We start from the raw sequence: 12,461 nt of genomic DNA, 5'->3' as shown, positions 1-12,461 counted from the left end.
CAGCCCCACCGGCAGCCCCGCGTTCCGCGGCAACGGCACCGGGTCACCGACGACGGGAATGCCCTGCTCGACCGCCAGCCGCCGACACGTCTCGACCCGCTCCCGGAGCACCTCGTTTCACGTCCACCGCGGACTCGGCCACCAGTCTTGCCGAACTCCGCCGCCGATGAGACACCTGTGATCGCAACGCTCCTCCGCCCCCCGACCGGCCAGCACCTTGACATCGACCACCGTGGAACCGGCCCGAACCGGCATGCCGGCCCTGTGGAGGACGGCTACGCGCCCGCGCCGTTGACTCCAGCCCCTCATCGGGTGGGACCGGGCGACGTCGCGGCTGTCGGCGTCGGCCTGCAGCTCACCGTAGGTCGATCTCAACCTGGTGCGTCGTGAGCATGTTCAGCAGAAATTCCATGGTGACGGCAGGGCCCAGCCGGCGCCGGTCGTAGCCGGCGACGAGGTGCGCGCGGGCGACGGCGGAGTCGTGCCACACCAGGCGAAACGGTGTCTGCGCGCCGAACTTCCCGCACAGGCAGTCGTCGAGGGCGTCGAGGTTCCAGCCGAAGTATCCACCCGGGCCGTTGATCGCCTCACCGATCGCGCAGTAGAACCCGTCGATGTCGGTCACGAACCGGCCGTCGAGGTCGTATGTGGTGCCGGCCGGCCGGTCCGGCGTACCGGACGGGTGGGCGAGCGCCATGCCGGCCCAGTGATGGCGCAGCTCCCGGTCGTAGCCGGCCCACAGATTCTTCCCGGCGGGCCGTCCGGTGTGCCAATGCTCCAGGATGCTGAGGACTCCCGTCGGCAGCGGCTCCTGCGGATCGCTGTCGACCGTCACGTCGACGAGCCCGGCACCGAGCCGTGACGGCCCGCTCGCGGCGACCGTTCCGGACACCACGGCACCGATGATCTGGTCGGCCGAACCGTCGGCGGCGACTGCGTACACCTCGGCGCGGACGCGACGGCGACGCAGACCTGCCTTGGTCGACTGGCCGAGCGCACCGAGCGCGGTCAGCAGCAGAGGTTCCGGCCGGCAGCCGAGCAGCCGGATCTGCGGCACGGGTGGTGCGGCCTGATCGCGGAACACGCCGGTGACGTCCCGGCATGTGCCGTAGGGCTCCTCGTCCCGGCCCTGGACCACGAACTCGGTCACCTCGCCGGGACGCACCACGGCGTCCGTGCGGTCGTAGACATGGACGAAGCCGCTGAGATCGATGTCCACGGTTCCCGGCACGGCGAGGCTCGGCCGTTGCGCGAGCACGACGATGTCGCCGAGGTGCTCCCCCCACCAGGGCGGCGACGTGCCCGGCGGTGGCAGCGGCACCGCTATGTGGACGTCGCCCAGCCAGGCCTGATCTGTGCCGAACGCCTCGGCGGGCAGCCGGTCGAGGAGGTCGGCAAGCGCGCCGCCCGGGGCGCAGCCGACGAGCGTGAACCCCTCCCGGGGCCGGGGCGGCAGATCCACGAACAGTCCGTCGATCTCCGCGCACAGCGCCAGCGGGATGTCGTCCTCGTAGGTACCCTCGAAGCCGACGTCACCGAGGAGCAGCCAGCGCGGGTCGACCGGATGCTCCCACGTCCACCGCCGCCGCTCGGCCGGCAGGACCGCCTCGGGACCGGCGCCCATCGTCACACCGAGACCCTACCCCGCCGGAGACGCCACGACGGGGCGCACCGGTGGACGGTCGAGCACGGCCGGGCGCAGTCCGTACACAGGGTGGAACAACGCGATGACGGCCACCCTACGATCATGCACGCTTGCGATCAGCGTCGATGTCGGCGGCCGCCCGCACGGCGGCCGCCTGCTGGCCCTGGGCGCGAAGAAGGCGCACCAGCAGGTGGAGGGCGGTCTTGTCGCCGTCCTCCGCGCGGCGGCGCAGTTCGCCGGCGCGGCCTTCCTCGAACAGGAGCCGGTCCAGCCGCCGCCGCGCGTGCACGTCGATGCCGGCCTGATCGGCCAGTTCGTCCAGCAGGCCGGCTCTCGCCAGAAGGTCCATGTGCCACAGGTGTGCGTTGTGCCGGTGGAAGTCCTGGCTGTAGCACTCGGCGAACTCGCTGACGACGGCGATCGCCGTGGTCCAGTCGCCGCGCGCTTCGGCCGCTTCCGCCGCGGCGTGATCGAACCACGTCTCCATCCGACCAGTCTCGCGCCCGGGCGGCGGAATCAGGGGGTGGGCTTCACGGGAATTCGTCATCCATGGGGCGACGTATCGGTGTTTGCGGGTCTGGTACGCCCGGAGGTTGCACACGGTCGCCGCGAGGCGCGGGTACCCGCCCAGCGGACACTCCTCGTCGACGACGCGATCCCGCCACGCCTCGACGGTGCGCACCTCCGCGGGCGGCGCGAACCGCAGATCCCCGGTGTCGACGCTGCCGACCATGTCGAACACGTCGTACAGCCCACCCGGCAGCCCCGGATTCCGCGGCAACGGCACCGGCGCACCGATGACGACGGGAATGCCGTGCTCCACCGCCAGCCGCCGAAACGTCCCGACCCGCTCCCGCAGCACCTCGATCACATCCACCGCGGCCTCAGCCGACCGCCCAGGTGAGACAGAATCAGAATTCGCCAAGGTCGACTTCGACCAGGAAGGGCGCGGTCAGCTTGACGACGCCGGTGAAGATCTCGCTCTCGCGGTAGCGTGCGGTCGCCGGGTCAAGAACGTACGTGTAGAGGAGCGGCGCGCCAGTGGCGGCCTGCTCGACGCGCCAGTAGAACTGGATACCGGCCCTCGCGTACTGATCGGCCTTGACGATCCGATCGGTCGTCTCCGACCCGGGAGAGACCACCTCGACCACAAGAAGCACATGCTCGGGTCGAGTCGGAGTGACGTCGATGGTCTCCGCCCGGTAGACCGTCACGTCAGGACGACGGTTGTTCAGCGGCACGTCCTGAAGCCGGACGTCGAAGTCGGTGTCGGCGTTCCAGTCCGGCCCCGCGGCGGCATCCAAGGCGTTCGCCAGTAGCCTGGCCAGGCGGTTGTGCCGCTTGGAGGCGCTCGGACTCACGAGGACCATCCCATCCACGATCTCGATACCCGCGCATTGTTCTTCTGACCAGGACGCGTATTGGTCGGCCGTGACCTGCTCATGCATCCAGGCCGGTGCGACCCTCTCGGCCGTCATGCACACCTCCTGAACGGCGATCGGCTATGAGCCTCAAGATACCGCGGCTGCGGCGACAAGCCGTTCCTCTCGGCTCGTCTGGGTCTGTTGTCCTGATTGTTCCACTGCCCCCGCCGCGGTCGTGCCGGTTCAGGCGGCGGGCGGTGGTGGGCGGAGGCCGGCGACGAGGAGCTGGGCCATGTGGCGGGCGTCGTAGCGGGGGTCGCGGCCGGCGCCGATGCAGAGGTTGCCGACGGCGTACATGAGGGCGAACGGCTCCACGTCGGGCCTTGCCTCGCCGGCGGTGACGGCCGCTGACAGCAGGGACGCGCAGACGGGCAGCAGGCGGTCGATGAAGTACGCGTGCAGCGTCTCGAACGTGGTGTCGTCGGACCGCAGGGCGGCGGCGAGGCCGTGCTTGGTGACGAGGAAGTCGACGAACAGGTCGATCCAGGCGGCCAGGGCGGCGTGCGGGGAGGCGGTGCCGGCGAGGAGGTCCGGGCCGGCGGAGGCGCACGCCTCGACCTGGTGGCGGTAGACGGCGACGATCAGGTCGGCGCGGGTCGGGAAGTGGCGGTAGATGGTGCCGACGCCGACGCCCGCCCGCGCGGCGATGTCGCGGACCGGGGCGTCGACGCCCGCCGCGACGAACGCCGCGGCCGCCGCGTCCAGCAGGGTCTGCTCGTTGCGCCGCGCGTCGGCGCGCTTCCGTGGTGCCTCGTGCGTCACTGCCCGCTCCAGGAACTTGGCAAACGGAACCGTGTTCCGTATCGTCGAGAGAGCGGAACGAGGTTCCGCTTATAGGGAAAGGATGCCAGACGGCCATGCAGTACCGCACTTTGGGCCGCACGGGTGTGCAGGTCAGCACGCTCGTGCTCGGCGCGATGAACTTCGGCAGCATCGGGCGCACCACGCAGGACGAGGCGACGGCCATCGTCGACGCCGCCCTCGACGCCGGGATCAACATGATCGACACCGCCGACATGTACGGGCAGGGCGAGTCCGAGGAGATGGTCGGCCGGGCGATCGCCGGGCGGCGCGACGACATCGTCCTCGCGACGAAGGCGGTGATGCCGATGGGCGACGAGCGCAACCACCGCGGCGCGTCCCGCCGGTGGCTCGTCACCGAGCTCGACAACAGCCTGCGCCGCCTCGGGGTGGAGCACGTCGACCTGTACCAGATCCACCGTTGGGACCCGACGACCAGCGACGAGGAGACCCTGTCGGCGCTCACCGACCTCCAGCGCGCCGGGAAGATCCGCTACTTCGGGTCGTCGACGTTTCCGGCGTACCGCATCGTGCAGGCCGAATGGGCGGCGCGGCGGCACCACCTCGGCCGGTACGTGACCGAACAACCCAGCTATTCCATCCTGCAGCGGGGAATCGAGGCGCATGTGCTGCCCGTGACCCAGGAGTACGGTCTCGGCGTGCTCGCGTGGAGCCCGCTCGCGTCCGGATGGCTGTCGGGTGCGGTGCGGGAGGGCCGGGAGATCACCACCAGCCGGTCGGCGATCCTGCCGGAGCGCTTCGACCTCGGCATCGCCTCCAACCGGGCCCGGCTCGAGGCCGTCGAGCGGCTGGCCAAGGTCGCCGAAGACGCGGGACTCACGCTAATCCAACTCGCGTTGGGTTTCGTGACCGCACACCCGGGCGTGACGAGCGCGATCATCGGGCCGCGCACGCTGCAGCACCTGGATTCCCAGTTGGCGGCGGCGGATGTGGTACTGCCGGCCGACGTCCTCGACGCCGTCGACGCCGTTGTCGCGCCGGGCGTGGACCTGGCGCCGCAGGAGAAGTTCGACACGCCACCGTCGCTGCTCGACGCCGCGCTGCGCCGCCGGTAGGGACACCTCCACACGGGTTCCACACGGTTCCCACAGCGCGCTGGTGGACTGCCCGGATGGACACAGACGTCGTCGTGGTGGGCTGCGGGCCGGTCGGCGCGCTCACCGCCAACCTGCTCGGCGTCCGCGGGGTGCGGACCGTCGTCGTCGAGCGCAGCACCGCCCCGCACGGGCAGCCGCGGGCGTTCTCCTGCGACGACGAGGCCCTGCGGATCTACCAGCAGGCGGGGCTGCGCGACGAGGTCGCCGCCGACATGTACCCGCCGCCGCTCGTCGAGTACGTCAGCGGCGACGGCCGGCCGTTCGCCACGATCGCGCTCGACGAGGTCGACTTCGGCCTGGGCAGCGAGCCGCTGCACTTCTTCGACCAGCCTCGGCTGGAGGCGTCGCTGCGCGGCGGCCTCGAGCGGTTCGAGCACGTGTCGCTGCGGACCGGCGTCGAGCTGACCGGCCTCGACCAGGACGCCGACGGCGTCACGGTATTCCTCCGCGCGTTGGATAACGGCGCCGTCAGCTCGCTCCGGGCGCGGTACGTGCTCGGCTGCGACGGCGCCCGCAGCGCAACCCGTGCGGCCGTTGGAATCGCGTTGAGCGGCACGTCGTACGCCGAGCCGTGGCTGGCGATCTCCGGCGACGTCGAGCCGGGCGGCGTCCGCCAGCCGACGACCAGGTTCGTCTGCGACTGGCGCCGCCCCGCGTTCATCTCGCCCGGCGCGTTCGGCACGCACCGCCTCGAGTTCATGCTCCGCGCCACCGAGACACCCGCGGAGATGACCCGGCCGGAGACGGTGGCGCGGCTGGCCGCCCCGTACGTCGACCCCGACCGCTTCACGGTGACCCGCGCCGTCGTGTACACCTTCCACCACCTCGCCGCGCGGCAGTGGCGGGTGGGCCGGGTCTTCCTGCTCGGCGACGCCGCCCACCAGATGCCACCGTTCCTCGGCCAGGGCCTGTGCAGCGGCCTCCGCGACGCCGCGAACCTCAGCTGGAAGCTCGCCATGGCCCTGGACGGCACCGCCGGCGACGACCTGCTCGACACGTACGAGGCCGAACGACGCCCCCACACCGCCGCGATGGCCGCCATGAGCGTCCGCCTCGGCCGTGTCTTCCTGGTCCGCAACCGCGTGCTCGCCTTCCTGCGCGACACCACCCTGCGGGCAGTCCAGGCGGTGCCCCGCGTACGCCGCCTCATCCGCCACTTCGAGTTCAAGCCCGCGCCGATCCTGGACAAGGGCGCGCTCGCCGGCGGCACCCGCCGCGGCCCCATCGGCACGATGTTCCCCCAGCCGCTGGTCCTACCTGCCGGCGCCACCGCCCCCGTCCGCCTCGACGACGTGCTCGGAACGGGCTTCGCGGTGATCGGCCCGTCCGTGACCGCCACGACCCGACGCCCCGGCCCGCCGGCAACCCTCATCCGCGTCCTACCACCCGGCACCACCCCCGCCGCCGCGGAAGCCCCCGCCGCGTCAGACAGCCCAGCCGCGGCAGAAGGTCCTGCAACGGCGGAAGACGCGCTGACGGTGGTCGACGTCGACGGCGTGCTGACCGCCTGGTTCGCCAAGCACCGCGCCGAGGTAGCGGTCCTGCGCCCCGACCGCTTCGTCTACGCCACCACCCTCACCGCCTGACCAGCGGACCGCGAAACCCGATGCCGAACCAGTGCCCCGGCGCGATGATGAACGCTGTGGTCGCGACGTAGCGGGTGGCTCAGCAGCCGGGCCGTTTGGTCGCGGTCCGTCGCGGTGACGGAGGAGGCGACATCAGCGAACCGCGGATCGTCACCAGCTGGCTGCGGGAGCGGATCGGGCGCCGGCTGGCCGAGGTGACCGAGGCGCGCCACTGGCACCAGGGTGAACGCGACCCGGACGCCGCCAGTCTCATCCACGCGTGGCCGCGCTTCGAGGGACTGCCGCCGACCGAGCTGCACTGCAACGGTGACAGCCTGGAACTGTCCACCGCCGACCCGTACGACGGCTACGACATGGACGAGTGCGGTGACGTACGCGTCGCACCGGCCACACCGCCCGACCTGCTGGCCGGCGTGGTGGGGCGGCGGCTCACCGACGCCGCCGTGATCCTCGGCCCGTTCGGCGGCCAGGACTGCGCCGGCGTGCTGCTGCGCCTCGACGGTGTCGACATCGTCATCGGAGCCTTCTGCGACGAATGGGTCCTCACCACCGGCCGGCCTCCGGCACGCGTCGCTCCGTACTGGCGCGTCCAACCCTGGCTCGGACCGCGTTGACCCCCGACCCCTGCGCGGTCCGCAGGGAAACGCGGGCTGTCGCGGCCCCGCGTAGGGACACCCGACCGCGACGGCCGAGGTCGCCATCGGCCCGGCCGTCAGTGGCCGCGGCGGCGTTCGCGAGCCTTGGCGCGGCGGGCGTCGCGGCGATGCTCGGCGTGTGCCTCCTTCGCCTCGCGGCCGCGTCGGGTGGAGGCCTGCTTGCGCAGCTCCAGCTCCTTGCGGACCGCCTCCTGGGCCGCGGTGCTCGGCCGCGCCGCCTGTGCGGCCCGGGCCGCGTCCCGGGCCAGCCGCTTCGGGCTGCGGGCCGGGGGCTGCGCCGGCTGACCGGCCACCGCAGCAGACCGTCCGGCCCGGTCGAGCAGGGCACCGCCGTGCCGGAGCAGGAACTGGTACAGCTCGGCATCGGTCGGCTCGCCGCCGAAGACGTGCCGGGTCGCCCGTACACCCTCCGGGTCACGCACTTCGAGCACGGCAACCCAGAACGGGTTGTCGAAGAACACGGTCATCGTCGCCATCACGGTCTCCTGAGTGCAGGCAGCATGCGTCCTGCACCGGACAACCGGTCAGCGAACCGACCGGCAGGAGACGGATCGCCACCGAAGCGGCGACGCCCCGACTACCAACGGGGCCGTGTTTTCGTGCGCCGCCGACGATACCCTGCGCCGGCAGATGGGCGGCGGTTGATCGGTGGGGCGGTAGGGTCCGCGGCATGGAGTTGCGCGACGCGCTACGACGCAGGCCGGTCACGGCCGAGCGACGGGCCGCGATCACGGCGGCGGTACAGCGGATCGAGGAGCTCGTCGGCAGCGGTGCGGACGCCGCCGCGGCGGTCGCGGCACTCAACGAGACGACCGGCCACCGCTTCGGGCCGGACGACTTCCGTTATCACTGCGGAGCGCCGGACCGCGAAGCACTGATCGAGTGGGCGTGCGCGGCGCCGCCGGCCCGGCTGCCCGACGTCACCCGGGACGAACTGGTCGAGATCGTGCGTCGCATTCTCGCCGACCCGGCCGATGACTGGTCCATCGCCGCGTTCGACCGCAACACCGTGATGCCGGGCGCGAGCGGCCTCATCTTCCACCCGGCGCCCGCACTGCGCGACGCGACGGCGGAACAGATCGTCGACGCCGCGCTGGCCTACCGTCCGATCGCGCTCTGACACGGGCCGACGCACGATCGACATCGGCGCGGGCGTGGTGAGCGTGGGCGGGGGCGGGGAAGCGCGGGTGGATGGCTCAGGTGGGACATGGCGCGGAGGAGCTCGGAGCGCTCCTCCGGTTTCGTGCCGCGCAGGACGATGAGGACCAGGACAACGCGAGCCGTTGCCCAGATCGCCGCGCATGCGACAGGGACGAGGAAAGCGAACGCGGGCAGCGCGCCCATTGCGGTACCTCCGGCAGACACGGCAGCTTGCGTTCGACGCTGGGCCGAACGTGAGCGTGCAGCTGATACCGGAGGTCTCTTCCGCCGTCCGCTACGCGTGGACGACCGACAGTGCCGGGTCGAAATCCGGGATGGGCTCCGACCGTGCTGACGACAGCTGCCGCGGGGGAATACTCCCCTCCTGTTGTCTAGCGAGCATTGCACGTCCGGTAGCAGATCGCCAGATGTCGCTGTCGCGAGCGGCGTACAAGATCATCCGACCTCCGCGAGGGCGGACCGCCGCGCGGAGTCGGCGACAGGCGCAGCGCCCTTGAGCCGGTCCACCAACCAGATGGCGGCCGCCGGGGCGACGAACACGGTGGCGAACACGGCGACCGACGCCGCGACCAGGCCGACCCAGGCCATGGTCGAGAGCCCGTTCACGTCACCGACCTCTTCGGAGAAGACGCCGATGGCGGGCAGCATCAGGAACAGCGCCCCGGCCGCCGCCGCGAGCCAGCGCCACCACCGCATCGTGAAGGCAGCCGCCAGCGCCGCCGGCGCCACCGCGACAACGAAGATGAGCGCGATGAAGAAGGTCCCCGACCAGCTGAACCCGGGCTCACCGCCGGTCGCGAGCGTCAGGAGCCGCATGAACCCGCGCGACAGCGCACCCAGGACGACACCGGCGCCGACCGCCCCAGCGACCGCGCTGGTCAGAACCTTGATTGCACGCATGGAGACGGAGTTTAGGCAGGCGAACGGCGCGTGGCCGCGCCTTGGTCATCTTTATGACCGGCGGACCGCTGCCGGCTTCCCGACGATGTCAGGTGGTCGAGCAGTAGGCGGTGGCGCGGGCGAAGCCGAGCTCGAACTGCTCGTCGGTCAGGGTGATCAGCTCCGGTCCCTGGCCGGTGGTCAGCTGGAACCGGTCGCGCAGGGCCCGGGCCCAGAGCTGCCGGACGGCGTCCAGGATCTGCTGCCGATCCCCGCCGGCGCCTTGGACCTCGATGTAGTACGTCGCGCCGCGGGGGCGCACGCGCGTGTGGGCCATGAAGATCTCGGCGCCACCGGCCGCGCCGTGCAGCACACCGGCGCAGCCGACGACCGCGCGCAGGGGCAGCGGCCCGCCGCCGGTCGCGTCGGCGATGAGCTGCCCGGCCGCGACGTCGTCGGCGTCCAGCGGTAGCGCGGTCACCAGCGCCACCCTGACCGACGTCCGGCCGGCGGCGGCGCGGGGCGCGCGGCCGGCGGGCTTGACCCGCACCGCCCCGGGAAGGTCTTCCTGCCGGGCCCACCGGAAGGCCGTCGTGAGGCCGGCCGGGTCCAGGTTCATCGCCCTGACGATCAGCCGATGCTGGAACTCGGCGAAGACCTTCGTCCCGGTGCCGAACTCCCCGCGCAGCGTGACACCGAGCCGATCCAGGTCCACGGAGCCCACTCCGAACGGTGCGAACACACCGGGATCGGCGCCGCCGAAGCGGACCCTGGTCTCGCTGCCGTCGCCGGTGTACCGGCCGGCGAGCGCTGCCCGGTCGGAGACGTACTCGTGGACGCGGTCCCCGTCGCGGTAGACGGTGATGAACACCGCGTCCGAGTCGACGACGACGTGGCTCACCACGGGCGTGCGCAGCCGCGCGCTGACCGACCGCGCCAACCCGTCGACGTCGGCGACGCCGTGCTCGCCTTCGCGGGGCAGCACCGCCACCCGACCCGCCGCCGCAGGCACGACCCATGCGTCGGCGTCGAGGTCCGTCAGGGCGGACACCACCCCGGCGAACTCCCCGACCACCATCATCGTCTCGTAGCTGGTGCCCATGGCGTTCGTGCCTCCCGCGCTCTCGATCAGCCAGCGGAGGATACGCGCCGCACCAGGCTTCCGTGAGCCCGTTCTACGGCTTCGTCGCGTGGGCGCCGATGAGGGACGGGGTCCAGACGACCGTGCCGTTGGTGACGGCGTCGGCGCGGAGGCGGTCGGCGAGGGTGTCGAGGTCGCCGGGGAGGTCGAGACCGAGCTTCTGGATGAGCGGCGCGAGGGCTCGGGTGACGCCGGCCAGCCAGGCGTAGCCGCCGAAGTCGGGGCCGCCGCCGATCAGGGCCTCGTCGCGCATCGTGGGTTCGGGCAGGCCGGCGGCGGTGTACGCGGCGAACAGCTGGCGGCCCATGCGGACCTGCATGCCGGCGCGGCGGAAGGCTTCGGTGGTGAGCCGGCCGGTGTCGTTCCACAGCGACGCCTCGGGCAGCGACCGCGCGGCGATCGCGGGGTCGAGGTCGAGCTCCTGGAAGGCGACGATCCCGCCGGAGCGGACCCGGTCGGCGACGGCACGCAGCGCCGCGACGGGGTCGGCGCGGTACATCAGGACCAGGCGCCCGACGGCGGCGTCGAACCCGGTCCCGGCGTCGGCGGTGTCCAGGTCACCCTCGACGAATTCGACGTTGGACAGCCCGAGGGCCTCGGCCCGGCCCCGGGCGACCCGCAGCGCCGCCGCGTCGACGTCGACGCCGACGACCGTGCCCTGCGGTCCGACGATGCCGGCGGCGAGCAGCGCCACGTCGCCGGCGCCGCTGCCCACGTCGAGGACCCGCATGCCGGGGCGCAGGCCCGCGTCACGCAGCAGCCGTTCGGTGGTGCCGTGCAGGAACAGCGCCTGACGGCCGAGTCGTTCGTACTCCTCCTGCGACCGCTCCAGCGCGTACGCCGGGTCGCCTGTCGGGTTTCCCATCGCCCCAGGCTGGCTGCCCGGCGGGCGCCGCGCAGCCAGCATCAGGACAGCCGCGGGTTGAACCGCCGGGGCATCCCGTGCGTGCGGTCAGGCGCTCTCGGAGACCTCGAAGCCGACGAGCCAGTGCAGCCCGTAGCGCGTCGGGGCGGTCATGTTGTGGATCTTACGTACCGCGGCCGCTTCGCGCTGACCCTGATCGATGCGGGTCATGGAGGGGCGCGGAACGTGCGGCGGTAGGTGTCCGGCGGGACGCCGAGCGTCCGCTGGAAGTGCCGGCGGAGGGTGGTGGCGGTGCCCATGCCGGCGGCGGAGGCGATGGCGTCGATGCCGTCGTCGGTGCTCTCCAGGAGCTGCTGGGCGCGGCGGATGCGTTGCGTGTGCAGCCATTGCAGCGGGGTGGTGCCGGTGACGGCGTGGAAGAGGCGGGCCAGGTGCCGGGAGCTCAGGTTCGCCCGGGCGGCCAGGTCCTCCACGGTGAGCGGCTGGTCGAGGCGCTGCATCACCCACGGGAGCAGGTCGGACAGGGGGTGGCCGTCCTCGTCCGGCACCGGCGTGGTGACGAACTGGGCCTGGCCGCCGGCGCGGTGCGGCGGCACGACGAGGCGGCGGGCGACGATGTTGGCGACGGTCGAGCCGTGGTCGAGGCGGACCAGGTGCAGGCACAGATCCATGGCGGCGGCCTTGCCGGCGGACGTGAGGACGCGGCCGTTGTCGATGTACAGCACATCGGGGTCGACGGCCACCCGCGGGTAACGCGCGGCGAGCTCGTCGGTGTGCGCCCAGTGCGTCGTGGCGCGGAGCCCGTCGAGAATGCCGGCGGCCGCCAGTACAAAGGCGCCGGTGCACAACGAGACGACCCGGGCGCCGGCGTCGTGGGCCGCACGCACCGCCTCGACCAGGTCGGCCGGCGGGTCGGCGGCGACGTCGGCGAGCGCCGGCACGATGACGGTGTGGGCGCGCGCCAGGTGGTCGAGGCCGTGGTCGGGCTCCAGCCGGAAGCGGCCGGCCCGCACGCCCCGCGGGCCGCACACCGCGAGGTCATACCAGGGGCCGGTGAGCGCGTCCGGCGGCGGGCCGAACACCTCGCACGCCAGGGCGAGCTCGAAGTGCAGCATCCCGTCGGTGGCGGCGACCGCGACAGAGGTCATGTCGGAAATTGTACGGGTCGCGTCGTTCCGGACGCTG

General features: G+C 72.3%; 14 protein-coding genes. 4 read left to right on the top strand and 10 right to left on the bottom strand.

All coding sequences use genetic code 11. The features are described 5' to 3' along the window. Positions 1 to 355 precede the first annotated feature (355 nt). The 4 genes from ACQEVZ_RS08390 to ACQEVZ_RS08375 all read right to left on the bottom strand — a co-directional run bounded on the left by ACQEVZ_RS08390 (position 356) and on the right by ACQEVZ_RS08375 (position 3,831). Positions 356 to 1,624, bottom strand: a complete 1,269-nt coding sequence (locus ACQEVZ_RS08390; RefSeq protein WP_433376686.1) for a barstar family protein — start codon at positions 1,622 to 1,624, stop codon at positions 356 to 358. 121 nt (positions 1,625 to 1,745) lie between these two features. Beyond that, positions 1,746 to 2,522 carry a hypothetical protein gene (locus ACQEVZ_RS08385; protein ID WP_433363559.1) on the bottom strand — a complete coding sequence of 259 codons (777 nt, stop codon included), beginning with the start codon at positions 2,520 to 2,522 and terminating at the stop codon, positions 1,746 to 1,748. A 34-nt stretch (positions 2,523 to 2,556) separates the two neighbouring features. Further along, positions 2,557 to 3,123 (bottom strand): Uma2 family endonuclease, encoded by a 567-nt coding sequence (locus tag ACQEVZ_RS08380; protein ID WP_433363556.1) that lies wholly within the window; start codon positions 3,121 to 3,123, stop codon positions 2,557 to 2,559. A 129-nt stretch (positions 3,124 to 3,252) separates the two neighbouring features. After that, on the bottom strand, positions 3,253 to 3,831 hold the full coding sequence (locus tag ACQEVZ_RS08375) for a TetR/AcrR family transcriptional regulator (RefSeq protein ID WP_344512791.1): 579 nt from the start codon (positions 3,829 to 3,831) through the stop codon (positions 3,253 to 3,255). Between the two features lie 95 nt (positions 3,832 to 3,926). On the opposite strand from ACQEVZ_RS08375, the gene ACQEVZ_RS08370 reads away from it, so the two are divergent. From ACQEVZ_RS08370 to ACQEVZ_RS08360, 3 genes are all read left to right on the top strand, one after another. After that, a complete protein-coding gene (locus tag ACQEVZ_RS08370) occupies positions 3,927 to 4,946 on the top strand; it encodes an aldo/keto reductase (RefSeq protein ID WP_433363553.1) in 1,020 nt (339 codons plus the stop codon). Between the two features lie 56 nt (positions 4,947 to 5,002). Beyond that, positions 5,003 to 6,574 (top strand): bifunctional 3-(3-hydroxy-phenyl)propionate/3-hydroxycinnamic acid hydroxylase, encoded by a 1,572-nt coding sequence (locus tag ACQEVZ_RS08365; RefSeq protein ID WP_433363550.1) that lies wholly within the window; start codon positions 5,003 to 5,005, stop codon positions 6,572 to 6,574. A gap of 74 nt (positions 6,575 to 6,648) precedes the next feature. Beyond that, complete coding sequence (locus ACQEVZ_RS08360; RefSeq protein ID WP_433363548.1) at positions 6,649 to 7,188, top strand: hypothetical protein; 540 nt, start codon at positions 6,649 to 6,651, stop codon at positions 7,186 to 7,188. A gap of 98 nt (positions 7,189 to 7,286) precedes the next feature. On the opposite strand, the gene ACQEVZ_RS08355 is transcribed toward ACQEVZ_RS08360, so the two are convergent. Further along, the gene (locus ACQEVZ_RS08355) at positions 7,287 to 7,706 is read right to left on the bottom strand and encodes a YjdF family protein (protein WP_433363545.1); all 420 of its coding nucleotides are present in this window, start codon (positions 7,704 to 7,706) and stop codon (positions 7,287 to 7,289) included. Positions 7,707 to 7,900: 194 nt separating this feature from the next. Here ACQEVZ_RS08355 and ACQEVZ_RS08350 point away from each other — a divergent pair, with 194 nt between their 5' ends. Next, a complete protein-coding gene (locus tag ACQEVZ_RS08350) occupies positions 7,901 to 8,350 on the top strand; it encodes a hypothetical protein (protein WP_433363543.1) in 450 nt (149 codons plus the stop codon). 476 nt (positions 8,351 to 8,826) lie between these two features. On the opposite strand, the gene ACQEVZ_RS08345 is transcribed toward ACQEVZ_RS08350, so the two are convergent. The 5 genes from ACQEVZ_RS08345 to ACQEVZ_RS08325 form a co-directional block, all read right to left on the bottom strand. Next, entirely contained in the window at positions 8,827 to 9,291 is a 465-nt protein-coding gene (locus tag ACQEVZ_RS08345) for a hypothetical protein (protein WP_433363540.1), read from the bottom strand. A gap of 88 nt (positions 9,292 to 9,379) precedes the next feature. After that, a complete protein-coding gene (locus ACQEVZ_RS08340) occupies positions 9,380 to 10,372 on the bottom strand; it encodes a hypothetical protein (RefSeq protein ID WP_433363538.1) in 993 nt (330 codons plus the stop codon). Positions 10,373 to 10,445: 73 nt separating this feature from the next. Further along, positions 10,446 to 11,276 carry a class I SAM-dependent methyltransferase gene (locus ACQEVZ_RS08335; protein ID WP_433363535.1) on the bottom strand — a complete coding sequence of 277 codons (831 nt, stop codon included), beginning with the start codon at positions 11,274 to 11,276 and terminating at the stop codon, positions 10,446 to 10,448. 87 nt (positions 11,277 to 11,363) lie between these two features. Beyond that, positions 11,364 to 11,486 carry a hypothetical protein gene (locus ACQEVZ_RS08330; RefSeq protein WP_433363532.1) on the bottom strand — a complete coding sequence of 41 codons (123 nt, stop codon included), beginning with the start codon at positions 11,484 to 11,486 and terminating at the stop codon, positions 11,364 to 11,366. Continuing rightward, positions 11,483 to 12,424 (bottom strand): helix-turn-helix domain-containing protein, encoded by a 942-nt coding sequence (locus ACQEVZ_RS08325; protein ID WP_433363529.1) that lies wholly within the window; start codon positions 12,422 to 12,424, stop codon positions 11,483 to 11,485. Before ACQEVZ_RS08325 ends, ACQEVZ_RS08330 begins: the two co-directional genes overlap by 4 nt. Positions 12,425 to 12,461 lie beyond the last annotated feature (37 nt).

The sequence above is a fragment of the Dactylosporangium sp. CA-152071 genome (assembly GCF_050936335.1).
GTDB classification, from domain to species: Bacteria; Actinomycetota; Actinomycetes; order Mycobacteriales; family Micromonosporaceae; genus Dactylosporangium; species Dactylosporangium maewongense.
The sequence above is the reverse complement of the archived record's forward strand: the minus strand, read 5'-3'. Positions and strand labels throughout refer to the sequence as shown.

Excerpts from the sequence above, each read along its gene's own strand:
- ACQEVZ_RS08340 (WP_433363538.1), bottom strand. The coding sequence starts at position 10,372 with ATGGGCACCAGCTACGAGACGATGATGGTGGTCGGGGAGTTCGCCGGG.
- ACQEVZ_RS08335 (WP_433363535.1), bottom strand. The coding sequence starts at position 11,276 with ATGGGAAACCCGACAGGCGACCCGGCGTACGCGCTGGAGCGGTCGCAG.
- ACQEVZ_RS08390 (WP_433376686.1), bottom strand. The coding sequence starts at position 1,624 with ATGGGCGCCGGTCCCGAGGCGGTCCTGCCGGCCGAGCGGCGGCGGTGG.
- ACQEVZ_RS08370 (WP_433363553.1), top strand. The coding sequence starts at position 3,927 with ATGCAGTACCGCACTTTGGGCCGCACGGGTGTGCAGGTCAGCACGCTC.
- ACQEVZ_RS08365 (WP_433363550.1), top strand. The coding sequence starts at position 5,003 with ATGGACACAGACGTCGTCGTGGTGGGCTGCGGGCCGGTCGGCGCGCTC.
- ACQEVZ_RS08380 (WP_433363556.1), bottom strand. The coding sequence starts at position 3,123 with ATGACGGCCGAGAGGGTCGCACCGGCCTGGATGCATGAGCAGGTCACG.
- ACQEVZ_RS08355 (WP_433363545.1), bottom strand. The coding sequence starts at position 7,706 with ATGGCGACGATGACCGTGTTCTTCGACAACCCGTTCTGGGTTGCCGTG.
- ACQEVZ_RS08345 (WP_433363540.1), bottom strand. The coding sequence starts at position 9,291 with ATGCGTGCAATCAAGGTTCTGACCAGCGCGGTCGCTGGGGCGGTCGGC.
- ACQEVZ_RS08325 (WP_433363529.1), bottom strand. The coding sequence starts at position 12,424 with ATGACCTCTGTCGCGGTCGCCGCCACCGACGGGATGCTGCACTTCGAG.
- ACQEVZ_RS08330 (WP_433363532.1), bottom strand. The coding sequence starts at position 11,486 with ATGACCCGCATCGATCAGGGTCAGCGCGAAGCGGCCGCGGTACGTAAG.
- ACQEVZ_RS08350 (WP_433363543.1), top strand. The coding sequence starts at position 7,901 with ATGGAGTTGCGCGACGCGCTACGACGCAGGCCGGTCACGGCCGAGCGA.